We start from the raw sequence: 24,161 nt of genomic DNA on the forward strand, positions 1-24,161 counted from the left end.
ATTAAAGCTACTGAGGGTATTATGAAATTGATTCAAGTGTAGATCATTTCAGCAAGGAGTGACGACGAGCATGGGTAAGTTATTATTAACGGGTGTGGATGGCAATCTGGGCAGACAAGCGGCTGAATATTTATTAAAATTAGTGGAAAAAGACCAAATTATTTTTTGTGCATATGATCCGGCATCTTTACAAGAGTATGCAGAACAAGGCATTGAAACGCATGTGACCAATTTCAATAAAATAGACGGTCTTGCAAAAGCTTTTGCTAATGCAGATAAGCTTGCTTTAATCTCCATGCCTTTTGTAGGGATAAAGCGCCAAAATGCACACAAAAACGTGGTCGATGCGGCGAAAGAAGCTGGAGTAAAACAAATCATCTATACTTCATTGGTTAACGCGGCTGATGAATCCAATCCAAGTGTTGAAAAACTGGACCATGTCTATACGGAAGATTATATCAAAAGTGTCGGGTTAGATTATATTTTCCTGCGTAATTCGCAATATGCGGAAGCCATGGTTACCAATTACTTCACCTTTGTGAAGTCGGACGGCGTGTTGAAAAATAACCAGGGTGACGGCAAGATGGCCTATATCTCACGGAAAGATTGTGCAAAAGCTGTCGCTTATGCATTAGCAGCAAGCAATTATCACGAGGCGATATTAAATATAAATGGTCCTGAATTAATAACAATGTCCGACTTTATCGAGATTGGAAATGAAGTAACGGGTCATCATGTTACCTACAAGCACATTACGGATGAAGAAAATTACGCCATATTTGATGCAATGGGAGTTCCCAGAACAACGGATGGCAAATTTGCAGAAGATTCCGAAGCCCCCTTCTCTTCTGAAGGTATGGTTACCTTTGGACAAGCAATTCGCTTAGGGAAAATGGATATATTTACGGACGACTTCAAGAAGCTGACGGGCCAAGATCCCGTAACGGTGAAATATATGTTTGAACATGCAAATGAGTACCAAGTGGGGGAACGACACTCCAAAGATAATTAATCCAAGTCATGACAATGTTTGCGGAGAGATCGGAAGCCGATTTATGACCAAAAAGTGGGGCCGCACGGCTCCCTGCATACCATCAACAAAGCGAAACTCTGGGTACCTGCACCAAGGAACCCAGAGTTTTTTTGTAATCTAAGAGTCTTCTTATCGTCTCGGCTATGACATATTCTCTTACATCATCAGTTGACCTTTAGTTCCCATAGTCCAGCAATCATACAAACCTCCCTAATTCCGAGCATAGACTCGCCTGGTTTCCCGACCCAGTAGAATTTTGATTTCCCGACGCGATCTTCATGTAGGGGAATAATATTAAGTAACTTTTCGTAAAAGAGTGCTGAACTTTCATAGTTACTTACGTTAATATGAGTTTCAAAAATTCCTTGTATCATATGAGTATCCTTCCTTTTTACTCTGGAATTCTGCAAATTCGATCCGATTGCGTCCATTTTGCTTGGCTTGATAAAGTGCCTTATCTACTGCAGCAAAAAGTTGGATTAAATACTCTTCTGGATTGTCCAGTACATGTTCATGATCAAAATCCTCAATGGATAAAATCCCTATACTTATCGTAATGGAAACCTGTTCGATCTCATGCTCCACTACAATGTGGTTCGACTCTACCGATAATCTTACTCGTTCCGCTAATTGTTTGGCTAACTGGCGTTCTGTATGCGGAAGGTAGATCATGAATTCCTCCCCGCCGTATCGAGTTAGAATATCGGTACTACGAATGGATTGTTTGACTGCTTGAGCAGTACGATAAAGAACTTCATCCCCTTTTACATGTCCATAGCGGTCATTGATAGCTTTAAAGAAATCAATATCGAAGAGTATGAGTGAAAACGGGGTTCTATAATGAATATTGGTAATCACCTCATGAGCCAAGTGTTGGGTCAAATAACGGCGATTGTAGCAGTTTGTTAAACTGTCAGTAAGGACTAATTCTTCAAGTTTTCGATTGGCTTGGGATAACTCATGACGAATGCGATCAAGTGAATGATTTCGTTCCTGAAGGATCTCATTCTGCCGATTCATTTCTTTAACAAGATAGCGCTCTTGTGAGACATCCTGAAACGTAAGGATATGACCGATTTGCATACGGTAAGAATCAACAATCGGAGAAGCTTGTAGTATAAAATGACGCGCGCTGTCGCGCTCAACAATGATTTCCATTTGAGACAAGGTATTTTCTTTTTGCTTATAATGATCCAGAAACCTCTTGCTACTGTCCTCTACACGAACAGACCCCAGAAACGCCTCCATATCAAAGTGATCGCCTACATGTAGATCTATAAAAGATCGTAAAGCTTTGTTGACTTCAACAATGGATTCATTTTCATCTAGCACAAGTATTCCATATGGAATCGTATTGATCACATCCTCATGAGCGATGTAAACAAGATCAAACACATTGTATTTTTTTATGACATATACGAAAAATAGATCTGAAAGAAAAATCCCCAGAGAAGTCAATCCTGGAATGATAGGTAACCACTCGCTTAGGACCACATTAAGAAGGGCGTCGCTACCTGCAAAAGCGGCCAGCACGAATATTCCCCACAGCGTTATTTTCACTTGTTTTTTAATCGTTGGTGACGTTTGGGAAGAATGCAGTGCCCGAAACAAAACAGAGAGGGAAGCAAAAAAGTAGCTGACCAGAATAACGATCACAATCCAGAACCATGGGCCATATGCTCTATCGATGTAACCGCCCTCCAGCGGAGTTACAAACAGACTAAACGGGTTCATGACCACACCAACTGCAACAATAACCGCTGGCGCAAACAACAGGAATAATCTTTTTTTTCCTAATTCATCAGCATTTCCGGTAAGAAAAACGGTAAGAAGAAGCCAACCGCTCCCCAACATGGAGAGTGAGACAAAGGACATGGTCACATAAAACAACTGCAACCGCCGATCATGAGCCATATCTGTGGCAAATTGACACAATGGCCAAAGCATCATTAAAAAATGAAATAAGAAATAAACCTTATGTAAGTTTGTAATCCTAACGGTAGCAAAAACATAAACATATAAAGCAAACAATAGGAGGAATAAAACGAGATCATACCATACTGATGGGCTCACAAATCTTCTCCTTTTTTGATTCGACAACTACGATTCATTGAAATACAGGATTTTGCAAAATCCTCAAATAGTATATTCCTTAGCTCTTAAATGAACCTTCAAGAAACATTTCTTTAATATTGCGTTTAGTTAAATTAACTACATCTTATCATACAGCAAAAAGAGTGAGCCAGCTTACATAATCGCAGTTCAATCTCTGACGGTTCACCGGGTTGTCTGTAACGGCAAGTTTTAGGGCCATCCGTTACCGGACAGCCCTTTCATAATCCATATTAATGATCCAGGGGAAGATTATCCGAGAACAAATCCGGATTGTCCTTGAGCATTTCCGTGATGACTTCCGCCACCATAGCCGCATCACAAACCCTTACAACCGCATCGCCAAGCTGTCCCTTATACATCGCACCTTTACGTTCAAGGACCTCATCTACTTTCCAAAAATGCTCCGACCACGACAACCCACAATGTCTGCGGGAAGGTACAGGAATTTCCGTTCCATCAGGTAAAACCGTGTAAAGCATCTCATGCTCATCCGTTAACCTGCCCTGGATGTCCACCCATTCTTCAACTCCATGGATAAATGTGTTGCGTTTTAAATCGACCCCAACCAACAAGATGGTCGCCTTTCGATCGAGCAGCTTCCCCCAGGCGGAGCCTCTTGCGCATGGCGTATCGTAACGATGATCGTCGTTGGTGAAAGCTATGGAATCCCGACCTAATGCTGCCACCGAATGGGTGGGGTGTAACGAACGCACCACGCCAGGCCGTTTGCGAAAAAGTTCAGGTAGGATACCGACGCAGCAAGATGACTGATCCACGTAAAATATGGGATTATCCGCGTTGATGTAGGACCACGTATGGGTAGGTAACACCAGCAGCCCATCCTTCATATACTCTGTAAACGCATCCAAGACTGTGTCCGCACCACCCTCGACCGCCCCCATACTTTTCATCGAAGAATGGACCAACAATGTCCCTTTGCTGTCAATGCCCAGCTGCTCTAATTGCTTCATTAAGCTCTCTATCGTGTACATGTTCTTCTCCCTCCCGGGTTATTATACCAAAGCTTTCTATTATTTATAATACAGTTCACCGTGCTGTCTGAAACAGCAACGAAAAGACTGGTTGTCAAAGACGACCAGTCCTTCGAGGTCACGTTAGCTTCCTTTTTAGAAAAGGATAGGGTATAGGCCGTGCCGCCATTATCCCTTGATCCGCGCAGAATATGCGTCCGCACCTATCGCGAATAGCCCCCTTTGACAGATATACGATTATTCGTTATCCGGCGCGGCCGTGGTCATCAAGCCTTGAACGGCGCCGAAGAACGGACGAATGGACTTGATCATGCCGTAGCCCATCTTCACGACCGGAACAAATTTCTGGATCATGCCGAACAGCCGCAGGCCGCCACCGAGCGCACCGCCGAGCGCTCCTGCGCCCGCAGTGGCGCCGCCCAGGCCGCCGAGCAGCGAGCCCATCATCGGCAGGAATGACGACACCTTGGCGTCCGGCTTGCGGGAGCGCGAACGGACGGACGGTTTGCGCGCGCCGCTTCTCCGGTTGCCGAGACGAACGCCCGGGGCATGCGAACCGGCTCTGCGTTTGGGAGATCGGGAGCCTTGCTTCCCGGAAGAAGCGGGTGGGGGGGCTCCAGCGGTGGCAAGTACCAACCCGCCGCAACTTACGTCGGTGATGTAGCCGACGTAAGTCTCTCCGCTGTGCAGGGTGACGCAGACCGGACGGCCCTGAAGCTTCTTAGCCCGTGCGCGCATCTCATTCGATTGTGCCATGGAAGTTCACCTCGCTCACTGATTATAATTCAGTTTACGCCAGGGGCGGGCTGCCTGCTTGTGCGAATGGGGCATGCGCACGCCCAAAATCGCTTGATGGGCTCGCCGTCACCGCGATGGCTGTAACGGCAAGATTTAGGGCCATCCTTTTGTGGGATAGCCCTTTCTTTGATCTCGCATCTTTTTTGCAAATAGAAAAAGTGGATGGATTTCTCCAATTGCGCTTTTGCTTACTTTAATATTCTCCTTTAATTACAAAAAACGAACCCCGAATTGTTCCAGCTAGTTTTGACTTCTGCCTAGCAAACTTAAACTTCCCTTCTAGCTCCTTTGGTACCTCCATCCCCTCAGAAAGCTTAAAACCAACGGCTCGCTTCTTAGTGTCATCAATCGTATACATGACGTTGACCTCAAGACCATCCTCATAAAAGACGTAAGCAAATTTAATATTTTCCACTTGAAAACGTGACGTTTCTAAAGGTTTGGCCGCAAACTCAATATCACGCTCTATCAAAATTCGGTTCACATAATCAAGGGTCTCCTGGCTTTCACTAGCTGATACAACCGTAAATTCATGCTTGTATTTGTTCATAAAGTAACGGGCTTCATTAGCACGCAAACCAGCAAGCGCTTCTACTACAGGTGAAGACTCTAAGCCAACCGTAGACACATTATTAAAATCAACGATATAGGACATTTCCATCTCTCCTTTTATCTCATTATTCCCAAAAAAACTTGCTGCTATTTATGTTACGGTTCTGCGCTCAAAACTTACTGGTACACTCCTCCGCCGTTATCACGTAGAAACCTATCTGTTGACATTTTATGGAGAATACTGTATATATTCAAAGCTAATATGAAAGACAAAAAAGGAGGATCTGCATGCACAGAGTGATCAAAATCAAATTTACGCTCTTTTACGGTGAAGCGCCTGAAGCAAAATGTTACGGGTACATGGAGTTGAATCAGGATGGCAATATGATCGCGCTCTACAATAGGTACGGTGGGGAAATAGACATGTATGGACAACACGAATTTGTTAGGATACGGACACTTGGCAAATTTGATGACGAAGACCGTGATAATTTTTATTCCTTGTTAGAAAGTGATGGTGTAGGATAATTTGCACGATAGGCTGACGATTCCGTTGCCAAGGCACTACGGAAAGTCAGCCTTTTTGATTTTATTTTGCCTTGTAGAGTTGACCGGCACGTTATTTCACTTAGAATGATCTTCAGGCGATGTGGGATAAGCGATATACAAACAATGGACGGAACGTAATGAACAATCGGGAGGTAGAAGATGGACACTATCGGAAGCTGTTCCGGAGTCGGCTGGCTTTTAGTATTTGAAAATCATGGGCGTTGGGAAGCATGTCAACTTGAACTCAGTTAGGGTATGATCGGCAGCAACAAATAAGAATCAAATTCATCCCCTGTATATAGAGTAATGTCTGCATCCCAAACCCTGTCATCCCCCGTCTGAGTCAGCAGTGCGCAGCCACTCTGATTCTGGCTTCCAATTTCCAGGAGCAATCGGTTTCCTATAGCTACAACAATTGCGCTATCCCATATCTCAATATCCAAGCAATAGACTTCTCCTGGAACCAGCTTTTGAACCTCATCGAAGGTGTAATAAGGCTTATACTCCGTGGATAATTCATCATCAGTTTTACGTAAGGAAGCGCGCAGCCAGCCCTGGCTAATTGGGAATTTCTCTGTTAGTGCTCCTGAGTTAACGACCTCATTGCCTAGTGAGTCAATATTTCGCAAAGATACGAAAATGTCCATATCATCTGTAGTTGACGATGCCCACAAACGGAGCTTGATAGGCCCGAGAATTTCTGTTTCGTTATCAAACGGATCGGTTTCAAACAGAACACGCTTTGAATTGTTTTCCTCTCTCGAGAATTCTTTCACCATAAAAGGCTTTGACCAGTGTTTTGACTCGCACTCCTTATCGCCTTCATAGCAAAGCTGGGCCTTGGCTTGCGGAGGCTCTTGCGAAAGCAGATTCGAGCTTGCATCAAGGTAAAAGCGGGTCCATTGGGTGCGCTTAAGCGGATACTCGTTCTCGTAGCGCCATGTGTAGTTATTGCCTCCGCGAGGAATGGCAAGCTTCACTTTCGGTTCCCTCATTATGCCAGTATCGAGTCCTTTAAGCCAATAATCCAGAAATTTTTTCTGCAGTTCCCGACCCTGAGCGGTGTAAAATGCGCCAACATGGCTCCCGATATGTACTTCAAGCCACTTGTGCTCTGATACCGCATTCTGAAAACCCAGGAAATTTCCACGGGTATGCATTCCGGCGCTAAACCAGTTGCTTGCGGATAATAAAGGCACCTCTACTTTATTCAAATCAGAGAATCGATTCGTCCACGATTGATCACGTAATGGATTGTTTTTTACCATCTCCGGGAAATCAGCGCGATTGGCTTGCAATTGTTCTTCCGAGAATCTTCCATCGGGATTGTATTGATGCGCCAAAACTCCGTTCTTCCACCAGAATGAAAGAAAACCGTTCGCCTGGATTCCGCCCGGATAACAGAATTCTGCATAATAATCTACTGTACCTTCCCAAGGTATGATACAAGCTAAATGAGGAGGTTGTTCGGATGCCACGGCCCATTGGCTCATAGCCAAATAGGAGATGCCCAGCAGCCCTATCTTTCCATTACTCCATGGTTGCGTTCCAGCCCATTCGATTGCATCATAATAATCCTTCTTCAAAGCATTTGATAATATATCCAGCTTTCCTGGAGAATTACCGATACCACGTTCATCTACTCGCAAGACAGTATAGCCTTGTGGCACCCAAAATTCAGGATTTGGTGTTTCCCAACTAATTAAGGGCCCTTTATCCTGCGAGTGTGTATATTCTATTGCGATCGTTGGATTAGCAGGAGCAAATTGCGAGAAATGCAGATCCTTTCCATACGGACACATCGTCATGATTACTGGAAAACTCCCATCCACATTAGGCTGATAAAGATTTGCGGCGAGATAATTCCCGTCTCTCATAGGAATCTGTACTTCTTTCCAAGTAAGTTCATAAAAGTGATTACTTCTTTCGTTAATGTCGATAGGTAGTGGATTCATAGCTTGCCTCCATTTGATAGTTTTTCTTCAAACCAGTCAATCAATAAGCAGCGTGCTTCTGTATCCTGTTCAATCGCATTGTGAACTTTCCCTGGATATACTGCTAGGCTCTTATCCTTGCTGAAAACCTCGTCATAGAACTGTTTAATTCCATTAACATCAAACAGGATATCTCCTAGGTCTCTTTCTGATTTCTTGCAAGTGGATTCACTCCCTCCAATAATTATTCAGAAAAGTTTTAGTACACGTGTACTAAAACCAGTATATTCCTGCAAATGCAGTAATTCAACTCTGGTCTTTATTGGGAATGGCATTCTTGGCTGAGGATTTTCGCAAATTATCTCTCGAATTCTTCCGTATTCTTAATCAAGCTACTTATTTCAGCTTGAAGGAACAATTTATGATATAATGCTTTTGATTTCAAGTGCATAGCACAAACGCTCTAAAGGAGATAGAAATGGATATTAACTTAAGAGATAAGATCCTTGAGACTTCAATTGAATTATTTAATAAAAAAGGATATGCATATGTAACATTGAGGGATATTTCCGATGCGTTAAATATAAGTCCTGGTAATTTGACATACTATTTCAAAAAAAAACATGATCTTATGATCGGTGTTATGGCAATGCAGTATGAAGAATACCAAAACTTAAATTTCTCAGCGGAGGTTTCTATCGAAGGGCTGAATCAGCAGTTTTTAATTCTTAATGCATTCCGTAAAAAATATTTCTTTTATTTCTCCAGTTTTACAGAATTGCCTAAGTTGTATCCGGAGATAGCTAAAATGCAAATTAAGGTTGTTAATGATTTCTATACGCTTTTTACCAACATATTTAAGGGGTTTGTTAATAAAGGAATTATGAAAGAAGAATTATATGCCGGGCAATATGAAGATTTGTCTATTTCTTTACTATCGATAAATATGTATGGCACACAGGAAATAATTCTTCTCCAAAAATTTATTCCAAAGCTGAATAATATTTTGTCCATCCTATGGAGCCTTATACTGCCTCATCTAACCAAAGAAGGAATGGCCATGTATTGTCGGATAACGCAGGTTGATAAAACTCTTCCCCCCAAGCTATGCTACAAGCCAGATCAATCGGATGGAGGCTTGGAAGGCTCAACATGAGGCGCCAAGGCATCTACGATCTGACTAAACACACAGCAAGGCCGGAGTCAGTCTCAACTTCCCGGTGGGCTTATTGAACAAGTGACTCGTAAGTATTACGAGTCACTTGGCTTGGGGGTGGCTTATGATGTCTACTTTGAAATTGGAGCCATTCTCCAAACCTAAAAACTCGCCCCTACTTATGATACGGTTCACCGTATCATTTGAAGTAAATACCTCAGTTGCTACATCAATCGGCGCATTTCGTAAAATTAATAATGAAAACTGATAGGATGTAAACCGTTCCTTGTACTTATCAATTTTATCAATCGAAACTTCAGAATATTTCTTTAGTAGATTGCTCATTTTACCATAAAGAAGTTCCGTTACTTTTATGTATCTTTCAGGTACATTCCGATCGATATCTACTACGGTGATTTCATCGTCATCCCCGGCGAAAAAATTGATGTATATTTCAGAGAAATCTTCAATCTTCCCTTCCCTTTACGTACTCACGTTGAAACTGAGGTATTTTTATTCCCCCACTAGAAATATCAGCCATTAACGCATTAAATTCAGTGCTTTGAGGCTCTGGTTGTATCATAGTTCCTTCTCCCCAGTTATCTACTTTTTATATAAATTTCTACATATATCACTAATTCCCCCTCGTTATTACAATGAATCTTCAAAAGTCCCCTTGAGATACCGTATCCAACTTGGCCTCCCGCAGATAATCGAGATCTTCTTCAGACAACCGGTTCAATGCCGTGCTTCAGCAGTTTGTTGATCATCTCATCATAGAATTGCAGGCCTTCTTCGTTGACAGCACCTATGCCATCAGGCAGAATCCGCGCCCAGCTCAGAGAAAATCGGTTTGCGCTGAAGCCCATTCCTGCAAACAATGCGATGTCCTTTTTGTAGCGGTAATAGAAATCAATCGCATCTTTCCAGTCTGATGCCGTCTACGAATTACGCCCATTTTTGTCCACTCCTATATGACTAGTTTAAAAAACTTAAATTATGACAGTAAGCAAATCTTCATCCATATGAGATGCTGTCCTTATCGGTTTTAAGCACATTCAGAAAGCTGCCCAAACTGGCGACAATTACCGGTGTGATTAAACTGAACCCCGTGTCCCTGATAGCATTGGTTAATGAGCGCTTTCCACTTTTTTCTTGGAGTTCGGAGTAGATTCATAGCAGAACATTATTTCAATAAAATCCATTAATAAGCAAATTGAAAATCTAAATAAACATTTAATTTTATTAAAAATCATATTTTTTCATTTATTTATGACTTTAAATAAATTTTATTGACAATTAATGATTCTTGGATGTACTATCTGATTAAGAAATTATCATATATTTTCAAATTTCAAAGCTTGTTGGTCTGCGAAAGGGAGATGATTATCCTCTATCCCGCGATTGAAAGCGTTATCTTTTTAATCGCAAGGTCCTCTTTTGAATGGATTTGAGATTTTGAGATTTGAAATGACAAGGAGCGTTAACGATGAAATTTGCAACCCGAATAAATTCGTTCAAAAGCATGTCCATTATTGAGACGATTGATGAAATCGCAAAGGTATCCGGACTTACCCATGTGGATTTGAATTATCCCGAACATTTTCAAACGCATTCGGTGAAAGAAATCAAGGAAGCTTTGGAGCGGAACAATCTGAAGCTGAATGCCATCGCACCCCGGTTTAGAAGCCAGTTCGTCAACGGAGAGCTGGGTCACGCCGATCCTGAAATTTCACGTAAGGCCATCGAGCTGTGCAAACAATCCGTCAATGTTTGCCGCGAGCTCGGAGGGAGCAATATTATCATCTGGTTGGGAAATGAAGGATTTGACTATTCGTTCCAACTCAATTACTCCAAGGTATGGAAGCAAGTTGCAGCCGCATTTTCCGAAATATGTGAATACGGAGCCGACCTAAAGATCAGCATTGAATATAAACCGTTTCAGCCTCGGGCTTATTCATTTATTTCCAGCTATGGGGACACGCTGCTTATGGTGAATGATGTAGGGGCTTCCAATCTGGGCGTTACACTGGATTTTTGCCACATGCTGATGAAGGCTGAGAATCCTTCTTACGGACTTAGTCTGGTGGCCGAGCGCGATAAATTGTACGGCGTTCACCTCAATGACGGCAATAAGCTGAATGATGACGGTTTAATTGTGGGTTCGGTGAACTTCATACAGTCGCTTGAATTTATCTTCTATCTTAAAAAATACAACTACAGCGGCGTCATCTATTTCGATACCTTCCCGGTAAGAGAGAATCCGCTGGAAGAACTGAAAGCCAATATCGCCATGTACAGCAAACTGGACAGCCTGATCGAGCACATGGGCTTGCACAACCTGCAGTCAATCATAGATAAGAACGATGCGATCGCTGCTCAGGAAATCATGCTTGCTTGCCTGAAATAATTTGCAATAGCCAAACCATTATATTAGGGGGAATACACATGAAAAGAACCGGCATTTTGAAAGCGCTTGTTTTACTTTCATCTTTGCTTATTTTGATGACAGGCTGTGCAGCAAATTCCACAGGCGCCAATGGCGGGAATGTGTCAGGGCAGACCAATGCGGTTGCTTTTAACCCGGATGAGGCTACTGGCGGCATCGATTTAACCCAGCTGCGTGAGCAATTCGGCCCCGTGCCGAAGCCCGCGGGAGCGATCAAGCTTGGCGGCGTATCCAAAGCGTTCGAAAACGAGTATTGGCGCACCCTTAAAGAGGGGATGGAGATCGGGACAGCCGATATGAAGTCTAAAGGAATTGATATCAGCATAGATGTAAAGGCCGCTCAAGGTGAAAGTGATGAGCAAGGCCAGCTCTCCATTGTCAAGGATATGATCAACAAGAAGTATTCCGCCCTGCTGCTGTCGCCCATTTCGGACGGCAACCTGACACCGGGTGTTGAGGATGCCAACAAGGCCGGAATTCCGGTAGTGAATGTTAACGACGGACTTATTGCAATCGCTCCCAATTATCTCGGTCCCAAGGCCATCCAGAATGGGGAACTGGCTGCAGAGTGGATTTCCGGAAAAATCGGCGGCCAAGGTGAGGTCGCTATTGTAATCGGAATGCCGAAAGCGTTTGCAGCCCGTCAGCGGACAGCCGGTTTTGAGCAGTGGATAAAAGAAAATGCTCCCGGCATTACCATCGTTGAGAAACAGAACGCAGATTGGGATCGCGCCAAAGCGAAAGATCTGGCCGAGACATGGATCAAGAAGCATCCTGATTTGAAGGCGATATTCGCGAATAATGACACCATGGCACTCGGCGTGGTGGAGGCTGTCAAAACCTCCGGTAAAGACATCCTTGTAGTGGGAGTAGACGGAACAGGCGAAGCCTATGAATCCATCAAGAAAGGAGAACTGTCGGCAACGATCGATTCTTTCCCTAAGTATAAAGGCCAGATCGCAGTCGAAGTTACCTTACGGATTCTGGGAGGCCAGAAAATTCCACGCGTCATTTGGACACCGCAAGCCTTGATTGACAGCACGAATGTAAACACGCCTGCAGAAGAAATTATTGGTTGGACACCGGCAGTTTTCGAATAAAATCGTAGATAAATCTGAGTGTAAGCAGCCGACAATAAAGCATCTGTGATCTTTAACTGCCCGCCTGCTTACTTGAATAAGAGGGTGAATAGAATGAGTGAAAATCCGATTATCCGCTTTAAGGGCGTAACGAAAATCTTCCCGGGACAGAAGGCGCTCGATAATATCCATTTTGATGTGTGCGAGGGTGAAGTTCACGCCCTGATCGGGGAGAATGGTGCCGGTAAATCGACTTTGCTGAATATTCTTCATGGTATTTATAACGAATACGAAGGAGAAGTTTGGATTACCGGAGAGAAGGTCGCCTTCCGAAATGCCCAAGATGCTTTGCAGCGGGGAATATCCAAGGTCCATCAGGAAGTCAGTTTGATTCCTGACTTGACGGCAGGGCAGAATGTTGCCCTTGGATTTGAACCGATGAACGGACCTTTTATCGACTTCAAGGCGCTTCACGACAAGGTAAATGATATTTTGATCAGGCTCAGATGCAAATTCAAAAGTACAGATCTGGTAAGCGAATTAAGCACCGGAGAAATGCAGATGCTTGCGATAGCCAAGGCGCTGTTTCACCAATCGCGGATCATTTCATTTGACGAACCGACCGCTGCGCTTACCGAGAATGAGACTACCGCATTGTTTGAGATTATCAAGGAATTAAAGACCAACGGTATTACCGTGCTATTCATCTCACACCGGCTGGATGAATTGTTTCAAATTTCGGATCGCATTACAGTTTTGCGTGACGGCAAGCATGTGGGGACGTTCGACACTGGAAGCATTACCCGGAAACAATTGATTCAGAGCATGGTGGGACGCGATGTCGCGGCTTTCGCAGAACGCAAGAAACCGGATCTGTATACCGAAGAGGTCGTTCTCGAAGCCAAAGGACTCTCCAGAAATGGAGTTTTCGAAAATGTCAGTTTTTACTTAAAAAAGGGTGAAATTCTGGGCTTCTCCGGCTTGGTCGGCTCCAAAAGAACGGATGTGGTTCGCACCCTCTTCGGTGCGGAACGGAAATCCTCCGGTGATCTTTACATCCGTGGCCGGAAAGTAAAGATCGGTTCACCGAAGCAGGGCTTGAAGCACGGCATTGGACTCATTCCCGAAAACCGGAAGACCCAAGGATTTGTAAGTGTGCTGAACAACGCGGATAATATGGGCCTGGCGGCAATGAATAAATTCTCTGCGTTCGGCTTTGTAAATGAGAAGAAGAAGCTGGAGAATTGCAGCCACTTCAGTGAGGAGATCCGGCTTAACCGGAGGGACCCCTCTTATCTGACCTATAACCTCAGCGGAGGAAATCAGCAGAAGGTGGTCATCGGCAAATGGCTTTCGACCGATGCGGATATTCTCATTTTTGACGAGCCGACCAAAGGTGTGGATGTTGGAGCCAAGGCGGAAATCTACAGGCTTATGGAAGACTTGCTGGAGGCGGGAAAATCGATCATCATGGTATCTTCAGAGCTGCCAGAGGTTATTGGCATGAGTGACCGGGTGATTGTGATGCATGAAGGAAAGCTGATCAAGGAGCTTCAGCGCAGCGAACTGAACGAAGAGACCATCTTGCATTATGCTATGGGAGGGACGGAACAGACGTCATGAGAAACTTAAACCGATTCAAGTTAAAAATGGGCAGAGAGATGGGTTTGGTCGTCTCATTAATTATTATGATTCTTATCTTTACGGCGATTGACCCCATTTATTTAAGTCCGGGCAATCTGCTTGATATCGTGGATCAAAGCACAATTAACGGGCTGCTGGCTATCGGCATCACCTTTGTTATCATTACTGGCGGCATTGACTTGTCCATCGGCTCCATTATGGCCATTGTCATCGTCAGCGTGGGGCTGCTGCTGACCAAATACGGTCTTAATCCGTACCTGGCTATGTTCCTGGGTGTGATCATCGGCGCTTTGATTGGAGCGATGAACGGTCTGCTCGTTACCAAAGTCAAGCTGCAGCCGTTCATAGCTACCCTTGCCACAATGAGCGCTTTCCGGGGCGTTGCCTATATCATTACCAAAGGCTGGCCGGTGCTGGATATTCCCCCGGCCTTCCGAAGCATGATGGATGGCGATCTGATCGGCAACTTTCCAATATCCATTCCGATTCTGCTTGGATTTGCCATTGTGGGGCATGTGCTGCTCAAAAAAACCCGCTTCGGAACGTTTGTGTTCTCTATCGGCGGCAACGAAGAAGCCACACGGTTGTCCGGAATTAATGTAAACTTTAATAAAGTGGTGACGTATGCGCTTTGCGGCGTTGGGGGGGCACTGGCAGGCATGGTCATGCTGGCCCGTCTGGGCACAGGTGAACCTACGGCAGGACAAGGCTATGAGCTGTATGCTATTGCCGCAGCGGCGATCGGTGGAACGAGTCTGGCCGGAGGAAGAGGTAGCATTCTGGGGACACTGCTCGGTGCGTTGCTGCTGTCTGCGCTTAGAACTGGTCTTGTGGTGGTCGGTGTAGATACCTTTTGGCAGTATATTGCAACGGGCGCCATTATTGGAGTGGCCGCTTACTTCGAAGCATTCCAAGGCAAATTCAGCGGAATCCGCAAAAAACGGTTGGCCAGTAAAGAATCGGCTGCACTTTGATTGGACGGGAGCTAATCAATTATGAAAGAGAATATTATTACAGTGATCGGTAGTCTGAATTTCGATATCATCTTGAAACAGAAGCGGCTGGCTGCGAAGGGCGAGACGTATACAGCCGACAGCCTGACGACAACAGGAGGCGGCAAAGGCGCTAATCAAGCGGTGCAGTGTGCTAAGCTTGGAGCTTCAACCTGGCTTGTGGGGGCGGTGGGAAGCGATACCTTTGGTGACTTCCTGCTCCGCGGTCTGGCGGAATATGGTGTGAATACGGAATTCGTGAATAGAGTGAATGAAACAACCGGGGTGGGTGTGGTTCAGGCGCTGGAGGACGGCACAGTCGCCGCCACGATCTCCCAAGGCGCGAATTACACGCTGACGAGACAACGTATTGACGAGGCCACGCCGCTGCTGGTGAAGAGCAATATCGTTATTTTTCAACTGGAGACGCCTGTCGATGTTGTAGAATACGGTATCCATAAAGCCAAAGAACAGGGCTGTTACGTCCTGTTGAATGCAGCTCCGGCAGCAGCGTTATCGCCGGAAGCCTTATCCAAGGTGGACTGTCTGGTAGTCAACGAACCGGAAGCGAGTTTTTATTGCGGCGAAGTGATAGACGATCTGGATTCCGCCATGCTGCACTGCGAAGAGCTGTTTAGTAAAGTCGGTGGAGTGCTTATCATTACACTGGGTAAGGGCGGTAGTCTGTTGTATGACGGAATTAACAAACTGCATATCAAGGCGGCGGATGCAGCAGCCATAGAGACGACTGGGGCGGGAGATTCCTATATAGGCGCGTTTGCCTTCCAGATTCTCAATGGAGCTGAAATCGGGGCCGCGGCCCGCTTTGCATCGGAGGTTGCCGGAATCACGGTTACCCGTATCGGAGCGCAGCCCGCAATGCCGACTATGGAAGAGTTCAAAAGGAAATATTGGGTATGATTCCGGTAGTATGATATAATTTACTATATTTATTTGGCTTTCAAAAATGGTGCCAGAGTCGGGGTGAGACAAATTATGATACCGTATGTACGAAGAAAACAGATCCTTGAAGAAGTGGAGAAGAAGGACATTGTGTATCTCGATGAGCTCGTGCTAACAGTGAAGAATACGTCTTTGTCCACCATCAGACGGGATCTGCGTACGCTTGCCGAAGAAGGGCAGATCGAACTGCTTCGCGGCGGCGGTGTTCGAATTAAGGAAGACGCTTACGAAACGCCGATCGAAACCAAAAAAATGCTGAATATCGAGAAGAAGGATCAAATAGCCAGATTTGCAGCTTCCTTGGTCAACGAAGGTGACGTCATCTACATTGATTCGGGAACAACCGTTTTTGAGATGATCAAATACCTTAAACATAAGAACGTGAAGGTAGTAACCTCCAATACGAAAGTAATTGCTGAACTCGATGATGCTCTTTTTTCCTGTATTGTTCTTGGAGGGGAGATCACGAAATCTATTGCTTCCATAGCAGGACCTATCACCGAAACGATGCTGGAAAGCATGTTTTTTGACAAGGCATTTCTGGGGGCGAGCGGCTACAGCCTCAAGAGCGGCATTAATACCCATGACTTGAAGGAGTCCAAGAAGAAGGGAATTGTGAAGAACAATTCTACGGACACCTATGTGCTTGCAGACAGTTCCAAGGCGGACAGAACCACGTTCTGCCGGGCATTCGGGCTTGAGGAGTGCATTATTATCACCGATCAGTCCAATGAAATTCTGGAGAACAACGCTAAATATTTCGTTGCTCCCGAACCTTTGATGGATCATAACCAGAAAGCATGATGAAAATAGGTTTTGTGCGCCATGGGACAACGGAATGGAATCAGCTTGGCCGAATGCAGGGACAGCAGGATACCGTGCTCGCTGAACCGGGAAGGGAACAGGCACAATTGCTGGCAGAGCGGCTGGCCCTTGAGGAATGGGACGGTATATTATCCAGCAATCTATTGCGTGCGCAGGAGACGGCAAAGCTGCTGTCTGCGAGTTCGGGTATTCCATGCCTTGGCACCGACAGCAGGCTCTGCGAACGCGGGTTTGGCCTGTTGGAAGGAACCACCTTACAGGAAAGAAACGCGCGGTGGGGTGAGCATTGGCGGCAGCTGGATATGGGGAGAGAGTCCATCGAGTCTTTGCTGGTCCGCTGGGATCACTTTTTTGAAGAGAGGGTGCAGGCTCATGATGGGAGACGAATGTTGCTGGTCAGCCATGGCGGATTCATCGAACCTGTTCTTGCCCATCGGTTCAATACGGAGATAACAGGCCATGTCGGTAATACGTCGCTGTCAGTAACCGTACTGATTAAAGGGCGGTGGTGCTGCGAACTTGTGAACTGCATGAAACATCTGGCTTTGAAACTGGAACAATAGTAAGAGCAGCGTGCCCCGATGTAGCGGGCGTGCTGCTCTTTTCGTTTCAGGATCAGAAGACTGTTGTTTACGCATCGTTCAGACCGGTGTGTGATCTACTCTACTCCCAATGTCAGCATGTTGTAAATACAGATCCTGCGAGCTTTTCCTCAAAGAACTTGCCCATACTTATGATACGGTTCACCATGCAAAGGATATCACTCCAGGATCTGCGTATCTATGCTCGCTAACATCCCGACTTTCTGGCATTGAACCCCAAAGCGGTTGTGATGGATCTGGCTCAGGCCTATCACACCTGGATCAGCGAATGTTTCCCGCGTGCCATCCGAATTGCGGATCGGTTCCATGTTGATGGCTATGTCATGGAAAGTGTCCAGGCTGTCCGCAAGCCGGTTCAGCAGACGCTCTCCCCCAGGGCCAAGTCGATCTTGAAAAGTCACATCGACTACTGAATCCACCCGTCGACAGTCTGTCTGAAAAGAGCAGAGCTCAGTTTGAATTCCTGCTTGCCTGCTCTGCGTTGCTTCGCAGCGCTTGGGAATGGAAGGAGGCATTTTCCCGATGGTACGACTGTTCATCAAATGTCTGCATAGCTCGTCTGGGCTTTACCCGATGGTTGGAGCAAGGCGAAAAAATTGATCATGACACCGTCCGAGGCACCTTGAAAAACCATGCGCAATAGGCAAGATGACATCGTTGTCGTTGGACGAATGCCACAGTAGAAGGATGTCATAATCGCATTAAGGCTTACCAGCGTCGGCATTACATTACACGGAATCGTGAGTGCTACAAAGCTGGCATTCTAATTGAATGCAATCGTCTCCGTTTATCATCTTGAAACGTTCAACCGCTAATTTCTAGATTGAGCCTGCAAAAACTGATTAAATATTTTTTGTAGTTCCCCTTGGTCCCTTAAATATTTCGCAATGTTATGATTATTATAGTCGTATTCATGCAATATAACCTCTTTGAAAGCATTTAATCTTAGGGCGTATTTCTCATCAGGTCCACAGTAATAAACATGAAATTCTTTATTTGTATTGACTAACTCTTCTCTTTTCATATTAAATTCAACCAGTAGATCTAGGTATGCTGTCGGAGTATGATGAGGAATAGCTTTTATTTCCTCGGTCCACCTGGTTTCATTATATAATTCAAGGCGGCGATATTAATGAGAAACGAAGAAATAGAGCGGTTGAATGCAGCAATGAAACAAACATCGGATAAACGACTCTACGAAAGGTACCTGGCAGTCCGTCTTCGTCTTGAAGGACATACGTTTGATGAGATCGGTGATCTGCTCAGTCGTGCGCGTCAAACCATCGGCCTCTATTGGAGAGCCTACCAAACGCATCGTCTGTCCGGCCTGAAAGTTGGATCATTCCCTGGACAACCGACAAAGCTCACGGAAGAGCAGCGTAAACAGTTAGCAGTGATGCTGGAGCAGCAACAAATAGCCAACGTGGGTTTTGAAGCTCGGTACACCTTAAAAGGCCATGTTGCATGCAGGGATTTTTTCGACTTGCTCAATCGCTTCTGGAAATTTTCAACCCTTTGATTTCAATTCCCATCCAAAGCTTTTTTAGTTGCCGCCATCATTTAGCGTCTGCCCCCAAAATTCCGTGTACAGTCCCGTATAAGGGAGATATTTCTCTGCGGTGGACCTAATTCATTACCTCGCTCATGGACAGCCTTCTGCGCCCAGCAAGCAACTATAGCCAAAGTTTCGCCCTAGAATAAGGGCCTCCCGAGAATCAGCAACACCCTACACATATTTAGGGTGTAAGGTAAGGCCATACCAACAACTTAATTCCACCTTCAGCTAAAGTATTGCAGTCTCTCAGAATGTAAGACTACCTCTTAGAGACTACTACAGAGATAGAGATTTTCCACCTATTCTTCATTGTGCCATCCAAGTTCGAGATAGTTCATGCCTTTCAGGTAATTTTCAAGGGCATGCTGAACAAGTGGAATGGTATTTTCCGGCAAATATTTCATTATTTTTTAGTTCTCCTCGCCAGGTATCTGAGGTGAAAAATAAATCAATATATTCACAGTGATCAAGCTTTCGATGAACAGTTACAACTAACTTTAAATCCTGCGGCTGCACCTCTATATTGATCTCTTCCTTTACCTCCCGAATCAATCCGGAGGTTGCAGATTCTCCTCCGTCAAGATGACCGCCTACTACCGCAAACATTCCGTCTGCAAATCCCGTGTTGTTGGTAAGAGCATTAAAATATTTTGTTTTTGGAATAATAATAAATTCACTGCACAGTGAAGTGAAAAACGCTCCATTGAGTCATGTTCACATCCACCCATACAGGAATGAAAGATTCTAAATCACCTTCCTTTTGAAGATAAGGTTTCAAATCCACCCGAAGATTTCAAAAATGTTTCTCTGGTCAAGCTCAAAAAGGCTTCGATTGCAGGCGAGATCCACTTCTCTTCATGCCAAAACATTTGGGTTGCAAACGATGTGGCGGTCAAATCCCACGGCAACGGAACCAGTTCTCCCCGTTCCACTTCTCCTATCACGGCCATTTCAGGCAATATGGCAATGCCCATTCCTATTTTCGCACATTGTTTAATAGCCTCAGCACTGTTAAACTCCAATTCGGTAATTCCCCCCATGCCCCTCTGTGAAAGACTTCGATCAAAAAAAGTGCGATAGGAACATCCCTTCTCCGTCAACAAAAAGGTCTCGCCATGAAAATCTTCAATGGCCAATGCAGTATGTGCAGCCAAAGGATGATCTGGTGATACCAATAGATAAAAGGGCTCATCCAGCATTTTTTCACCGCAAAATCCTGTCTCACCCTTGTCCTCATCCAGCATAAAAATAATGTCAGCGTCCCCTTCACGCAAGCTCTGTTTGAGGTTCGAATTAGCCAGCGGTCGAAACATTAACCCAATCCCTGGATAGCACAAACGAAACTGGCGCAATACAGCCGGCAGCCGGTACGTACACAACGTTTCATCGGCACTTATGACTATCGTACCCGTCAATTCGCCGGATTGCTTGACGGCATGCTGTGCTTCTTCAACCACACTCAATATGTTATCTGCATAGCGCAGGAACTTTCTCCCTGCATCGGTCAAAGTCACATTTTTACCCAATCTGTCCACCAACTTGACACCCAATTCTTCCTCTAAGGCCTTCATTTGCATCGTAACCGTTGAAGGGACATAGTTCTGCACTTCTGCAGCTCGGGTAAAGTTGAGTGTGGACGCAAGCGTATAAAAGGTTTTTAATTGGCGCAATTCCATCAAGTTCCCGCTCCTTAATTCAAAAATAATGAACGTTCTATTCATAAACGTTTCTTTGACTTAACAATAGCAGCATCGTAGAGTGATGACAAGGAAGGCAAATCCATACTTTAGCTATGAAAAGGAGTTTATTATATGAAGGATTATGATATTTATGAACTAGGAGATGTTCTGCTGCAATCCGGTATCACTCTGCCAAATGCCATTCTCGCCTACAAAACATACGGCATGCTAAATGCAGCCAAAAATAATGTGATTGTATATCCCACCTGGTTTGCCGGCTTGCATACTGATAACGAATGGTTAATCGGACCTGGCAAGGCACTGAATCCAGAAAAATATTTTATCATCGTCCCTAATATGTTGGGCAATGGACTCTCCTCCTCGCCAAGCAATACGCCATCGCCCTATCATCAAGCGAATTTTCCACTGATTTCGATTTATGATAATGTGCGACTGCAGCATCAACTGGTGAATCAAAAGTTTGGTATTGCAGAAATCGCCCTCGTTGTAGGTTGGTCACTAGGCGCTGTGCAGACCTTTCAGTGGGGGGCAAGCTATCCCGATATGGTAAAACGAATCGCTCCATTCGGCGGGACTGCCATGACCCGGCCACATGCAAAGGTTGTATTTGAAGGAATGATCGCTGCCCTTCAGGCTGATTCTGCTTGGAAAAATGGCTTTTACACGCAGAAACCCAAAACGGGATTGGCAGCCATGGGTCGAGTCTACGCAGCTTGGGGGTTCTCTCAGGCTTATTATCTAGAGCAGCTCTATCAGCAAGAGGGCTACCACACACTGGAGGAATATCTCGTCGATTACTGGGATCAAGTATTTTTGGCCTTTGACGCTAATGACCTGATCACCATGTTACGTACCGGAATTACAGGTGACATTAGCGCTAATCCGACGTATAACGGCGATTTTGACCTTGCATTAAGCAGGATAACAGCACGGGCCCTGGTTATGCCGGGAAGTACAGACCTTTTCTTCCCTCCCCAGGATAACAAAGTTGAAGCACGCCATATACCAAATGCATTCTTCCTCCCGATTGAATCCAAGTGGGGGCATTGCGCAGGCATTGGACAGCATGAACCAGACTCCGTATTTATAGATAAAAGTCTAAAAAGTTTCTTGCTTGAATGAAACTGAGGAGGAGCGGATTAAATTGAAAAATAAATTGATTATATATGTCCTAGCACTTGCTGTTTTTCTAATCGGAACCATTGAATACATTATTACAGGAGTCATTGAAATGATCGCCGTGGATTTGAGAGTATCTACTTCAGAAGCTGGTTTACTGGTGACTGTATTTGCTCTCGCAGCGGCCATTGTTGCTCCGATTCTGATTGCATTAACAATAAATATGGATCGCAAGAAGCTACTGATGGCTGCCCTCAGTGTGTTTATTGTCAGCAACGGACTTATGCTTGTAAACCTTTCTTACGAAACATTACTATGGGTACGAATTATTCAAGGGGTTAGCGGAGGAATCGCTACCGTAGTAGCCATGGCAGTAGCGACACGACTCGTCGAAAAAGAAAGAAGGGGCAATGCCATCGGTATTATTTTGATGGGGCTCAGTAGTTCGTTAGTTCTGGGTGTTCCAGCTGGCACATTTTTTAGCGAGATGTTTGGATGGAGAGTTTTGTTTATTTTGATCGGTATAATAAGCGTTCTTCCATTGTTTATCATCTATAAAAAGGTTCCTGCAATCAGAGAAGAAGAAGCTGTTACCCTCAGGATGCAGCTCTCTATTTTAAAGGATTCAAAAATTGTAACTGCCTTGGCTATTACTTTATTTTATATTGGTGGTTACTCTACGCTCTTTACTTATATTACACCTTTCTTGCAAGCCGCATCCTCTCTTTCCATAACCGAAATTAGCGGTGTTTTATTCCTAGCGGGAATTTGCAGCTTTATCGGATCCAAAGTGGGTGGACAATTGGCAGATACAAAGGGATCGAAATTCACAATTTGTATTGGACTCCTGTTACAGGGAGCAATGCTCCTTTTATTCACTCTAGCTGGTGTCAATATCATTGTATTAATCTTAGTTTTAATGATCTTTATGTTAGCAACCTGGAGCATTTCCCCTGCTCAGCAGCTATTTTTGGTCACTCTGGTACCTCGAAATCCAGACATTGCCCTGAGCGTAAATACTTCCTTCATCCAATTTGGCTTTGCGCTAGGATCTGGATTAGGCGGCCTTGTCATCAGTCGTACCTCTGTTCTGAATTTGAATTGGGTAGGTTTGGCTGCTGTAAGCGTTGCATTACTTCTTGCCATCTTGCTATTCAAAAAAATGAGCAGTGGGATTGGAACGTCTACTGTTACTAAAGAAAAATATTAAATAGTTCCCTCTTTCTACAATCCCAGCATTCAAATCCAAGGTATTTTTTAACACACCAGGCACGGCATTCCCATATTCAAATGTATAAAAGTACATCATTTGCCTCCCAAAGCTGTGTCCGTAGTTCTCTTACCGAAGCAGGTCCTTCATCGAAATCGAGATCAGGGTTGAAATGCGGAAGATCGCCCAACCCTTTCCTTGAAAAAAAATTCGCCCTACTTGTGATACGGTTCTCCGTGCTGTTTGTAACGGCAAGGTTTAGGACCATCATTTTGCGGGAAGGTCCATTCTTTGATATCGCATCTTTTTTGCAAATAGAACAAGTGGATCGATTCCTCCAAATTGCACTTTTGCTTACTTTAATATTCTCCTTTAATTACAAAAAACGAACCCCGAATTGTTCCAGCTAGTTTTGACTTCTGCCTAGCAAACTTAAACTTCCCTTCTAACTCCTTTGGTACCTCCATCCCCTCAGAAAGCTTAAAACCAACGGCCCGCTTCTTAGGGTCATCAACTGTATACATGACGTTGACCTCGAGACCATCCTCATAAAAGACATAGGCAAATTTGATATTTTCCACTTGAAAACGTGACATTTCTAAAGGTTTGGCCGCAAACTCAATATCACGCTCTTTCAGAATTCGGTTCACATAATCAAGGGTCTCCTGACTTTCACTAGCTGGCACAACCGTAAATTCATGCTTGTATTTGTTCATAAAGTAACGGGCTTCATTAGCACGCAAACCAGCAAGCGCTTCTACTACAGGTGAAGACTCTAAACCAACCGTAGACACATTAGTAAAATCAACGATATAGGACATTTCCATCTCTCCTTTTATCTCATTATTTCCAAAAAAACTTGCCGCTACTCAATAGGCTCAAATCTACTAACGG

23 protein-coding genes and 1 pseudogene are annotated in these 24,161 nt (G+C 44.6%); 14 read left to right on the top strand and 10 right to left on the bottom strand.

The genetic code is table 11. The features are described 5' to 3' along the window. Nucleotides 1–70 precede the first annotated feature (70 nt). On the top strand, nucleotides 71–1,012 hold the full coding sequence (locus QD47_RS20200; protein WP_044647815.1) for an NAD(P)H-binding protein: 942 nt from the start codon (nucleotides 71–73) through the stop codon (nucleotides 1,010–1,012). Between the two features lie 375 nt (nucleotides 1,013–1,387). Here QD47_RS20200 and QD47_RS20210 read toward each other — a convergent pair whose 3' ends face one another. From QD47_RS20210 to QD47_RS20225, 4 genes are all read right to left on the bottom strand, one after another. Continuing rightward, nucleotides 1,388–3,106, bottom strand: coding sequence for a histidine kinase N-terminal 7TM domain-containing diguanylate cyclase (locus QD47_RS20210; protein ID WP_044647816.1), 1,719 nt, complete (start codon nucleotides 3,104–3,106; stop codon nucleotides 1,388–1,390). Between the two features lie 272 nt (nucleotides 3,107–3,378). Then, entirely contained in the window at nucleotides 3,379–4,140 is a 762-nt protein-coding gene (locus tag QD47_RS20215; RefSeq protein ID WP_044647817.1) for an AAC(3) family N-acetyltransferase, read from the bottom strand. 237 nt (nucleotides 4,141–4,377) lie between these two features. Then, entirely contained in the window at nucleotides 4,378–4,896 is a 519-nt protein-coding gene (locus QD47_RS20220) for a hypothetical protein (protein ID WP_044647818.1), read from the bottom strand. Nucleotides 4,897–5,131: 235 nt separating this feature from the next. Further along, on the bottom strand, nucleotides 5,132–5,593 hold the full coding sequence (locus QD47_RS20225; protein WP_044647819.1) for a hypothetical protein: 462 nt from the start codon (nucleotides 5,591–5,593) through the stop codon (nucleotides 5,132–5,134). A gap of 185 nt (nucleotides 5,594–5,778) precedes the next feature. Between QD47_RS20225 and QD47_RS20230 the strand changes: the two genes are divergently transcribed. Beyond that, nucleotides 5,779–6,018: a hypothetical protein gene (locus QD47_RS20230; RefSeq protein ID WP_044647820.1), complete on the top strand. Its 240-nt coding sequence runs from the start codon at nucleotides 5,779–5,781 to the stop codon at nucleotides 6,016–6,018. Between the two features lie 269 nt (nucleotides 6,019–6,287). Here QD47_RS20230 and QD47_RS20235 read toward each other — a convergent pair whose 3' ends face one another. Beyond that, the gene (locus QD47_RS20235; RefSeq protein WP_044647821.1) at nucleotides 6,288–7,994 is read right to left on the bottom strand and encodes a CocE/NonD family hydrolase; all 1,707 of its coding nucleotides are present in this window, start codon (nucleotides 7,992–7,994) and stop codon (nucleotides 6,288–6,290) included. 457 nt (nucleotides 7,995–8,451) lie between these two features. On the opposite strand from QD47_RS20235, the gene QD47_RS20240 reads away from it, so the two are divergent. Next, a complete protein-coding gene (locus QD47_RS20240; protein ID WP_044647822.1) occupies nucleotides 8,452–9,129 on the top strand; it encodes a TetR/AcrR family transcriptional regulator in 678 nt (225 codons plus the stop codon). Nucleotides 9,130–9,854: 725 nt separating this feature from the next. Here QD47_RS20240 and QD47_RS31020 read toward each other — a convergent pair. After that, on the bottom strand, nucleotides 9,855–10,046 hold the full coding sequence (locus QD47_RS31020; RefSeq protein ID WP_082067252.1) for a family 1 glycosylhydrolase: 192 nt from the start codon (nucleotides 10,044–10,046) through the stop codon (nucleotides 9,855–9,857). A 572-nt stretch (nucleotides 10,047–10,618) separates the two neighbouring features. On the opposite strand from QD47_RS31020, the gene QD47_RS20245 reads away from it, so the two are divergent. The 8 genes and pseudogenes from QD47_RS20245 to QD47_RS34390 form a co-directional block, all read left to right on the top strand. Continuing rightward, complete coding sequence (locus QD47_RS20245) at nucleotides 10,619–11,539, top strand: sugar phosphate isomerase/epimerase family protein (protein ID WP_044647823.1); 921 nt, start codon at nucleotides 10,619–10,621, stop codon at nucleotides 11,537–11,539. A gap of 38 nt (nucleotides 11,540–11,577) precedes the next feature. Further along, the gene (locus tag QD47_RS20250) at nucleotides 11,578–12,678 is read left to right on the top strand and encodes a sugar ABC transporter substrate-binding protein (RefSeq protein ID WP_044647824.1); all 1,101 of its coding nucleotides are present in this window, start codon (nucleotides 11,578–11,580) and stop codon (nucleotides 12,676–12,678) included. A 93-nt stretch (nucleotides 12,679–12,771) separates the two neighbouring features. Continuing rightward, complete coding sequence (locus tag QD47_RS20255; protein ID WP_044647825.1) at nucleotides 12,772–14,280, top strand: sugar ABC transporter ATP-binding protein; 1,509 nt, start codon at nucleotides 12,772–12,774, stop codon at nucleotides 14,278–14,280. Beyond that, a complete protein-coding gene (locus QD47_RS20260) occupies nucleotides 14,277–15,275 on the top strand; it encodes an ABC transporter permease (protein WP_044647826.1) in 999 nt (332 codons plus the stop codon). Before QD47_RS20255 ends, QD47_RS20260 begins: the two co-directional genes overlap by 4 nt. Nucleotides 15,276–15,296: 21 nt before the next feature. Continuing rightward, nucleotides 15,297–16,214, top strand: coding sequence for a ribokinase (locus QD47_RS20265; RefSeq protein WP_044647827.1), 918 nt, complete (start codon nucleotides 15,297–15,299; stop codon nucleotides 16,212–16,214). Nucleotides 16,215–16,289: 75 nt separating this feature from the next. Next, nucleotides 16,290–17,060 carry a DeoR/GlpR family DNA-binding transcription regulator gene (locus QD47_RS20270; RefSeq protein WP_044647828.1) on the top strand — a complete coding sequence of 257 codons (771 nt, stop codon included), beginning with the start codon at nucleotides 16,290–16,292 and terminating at the stop codon, nucleotides 17,058–17,060. Next, nucleotides 17,057–17,644 (top strand): histidine phosphatase family protein, encoded by a 588-nt coding sequence (locus QD47_RS20275; RefSeq protein WP_044647829.1) that lies wholly within the window; start codon nucleotides 17,057–17,059, stop codon nucleotides 17,642–17,644. Before QD47_RS20270 ends, QD47_RS20275 begins: the two co-directional genes overlap by 4 nt. 200 nt (nucleotides 17,645–17,844) lie before the next feature. Next, nucleotides 17,845–18,482, top strand: a pseudogene (locus QD47_RS34390) (ISL3 family transposase); the annotation flags it as partial. A gap of 12 nt (nucleotides 18,483–18,494) precedes the next feature. Here QD47_RS34390 and QD47_RS20285 read toward each other — a convergent pair. Beyond that, a complete protein-coding gene (locus QD47_RS20285) occupies nucleotides 18,495–18,707 on the bottom strand; it encodes a hypothetical protein (RefSeq protein WP_044647831.1) in 213 nt (70 codons plus the stop codon). Between the two features lie 108 nt (nucleotides 18,708–18,815). Between QD47_RS20285 and QD47_RS20290 the strand changes: the two genes are divergently transcribed. After that, nucleotides 18,816–19,202, top strand: a complete 387-nt coding sequence (locus QD47_RS20290) for a helix-turn-helix domain-containing protein (RefSeq protein ID WP_052646822.1) — start codon at nucleotides 18,816–18,818, stop codon at nucleotides 19,200–19,202. A 390-nt stretch (nucleotides 19,203–19,592) separates the two neighbouring features. On the opposite strand, the gene QD47_RS31030 is transcribed toward QD47_RS20290, so the two are convergent. Next, nucleotides 19,593–19,844, bottom strand: a complete 252-nt coding sequence (locus QD47_RS31030) for an NUDIX domain-containing protein (RefSeq protein ID WP_082067253.1) — start codon at nucleotides 19,842–19,844, stop codon at nucleotides 19,593–19,595. A gap of 143 nt (nucleotides 19,845–19,987) precedes the next feature. After that, nucleotides 19,988–20,914 (bottom strand): LysR family transcriptional regulator, encoded by a 927-nt coding sequence (locus QD47_RS20295; RefSeq protein ID WP_044647832.1) that lies wholly within the window; start codon nucleotides 20,912–20,914, stop codon nucleotides 19,988–19,990. Between the two features lie 135 nt (nucleotides 20,915–21,049). Here QD47_RS20295 and QD47_RS20300 point away from each other — a divergent pair, with 135 nt between their 5' ends. Continuing rightward, complete coding sequence (locus tag QD47_RS20300) at nucleotides 21,050–22,060, top strand: alpha/beta fold hydrolase (protein ID WP_044647833.1); 1,011 nt, start codon at nucleotides 21,050–21,052, stop codon at nucleotides 22,058–22,060. Nucleotides 22,061–22,082: 22 nt separating this feature from the next. Next, nucleotides 22,083–23,267, top strand: coding sequence for an MFS transporter (locus QD47_RS20305; protein WP_044647834.1), 1,185 nt, complete (start codon nucleotides 22,083–22,085; stop codon nucleotides 23,265–23,267). Between the two features lie 359 nt (nucleotides 23,268–23,626). Here the strand turns inward: QD47_RS20305 and QD47_RS20310 are convergent, their stop codons facing one another. Continuing rightward, the gene (locus QD47_RS20310; RefSeq protein ID WP_044647835.1) at nucleotides 23,627–24,088 is read right to left on the bottom strand and encodes a hypothetical protein; all 462 of its coding nucleotides are present in this window, start codon (nucleotides 24,086–24,088) and stop codon (nucleotides 23,627–23,629) included. Between the last annotated feature and the right edge of the window lie 73 nt (nucleotides 24,089–24,161).

This window comes from Paenibacillus terrae, from assembly GCF_000943545.1.
GTDB lineage: Bacteria > Bacillota > Bacilli > Paenibacillales > Paenibacillaceae > Paenibacillus > Paenibacillus terrae_A.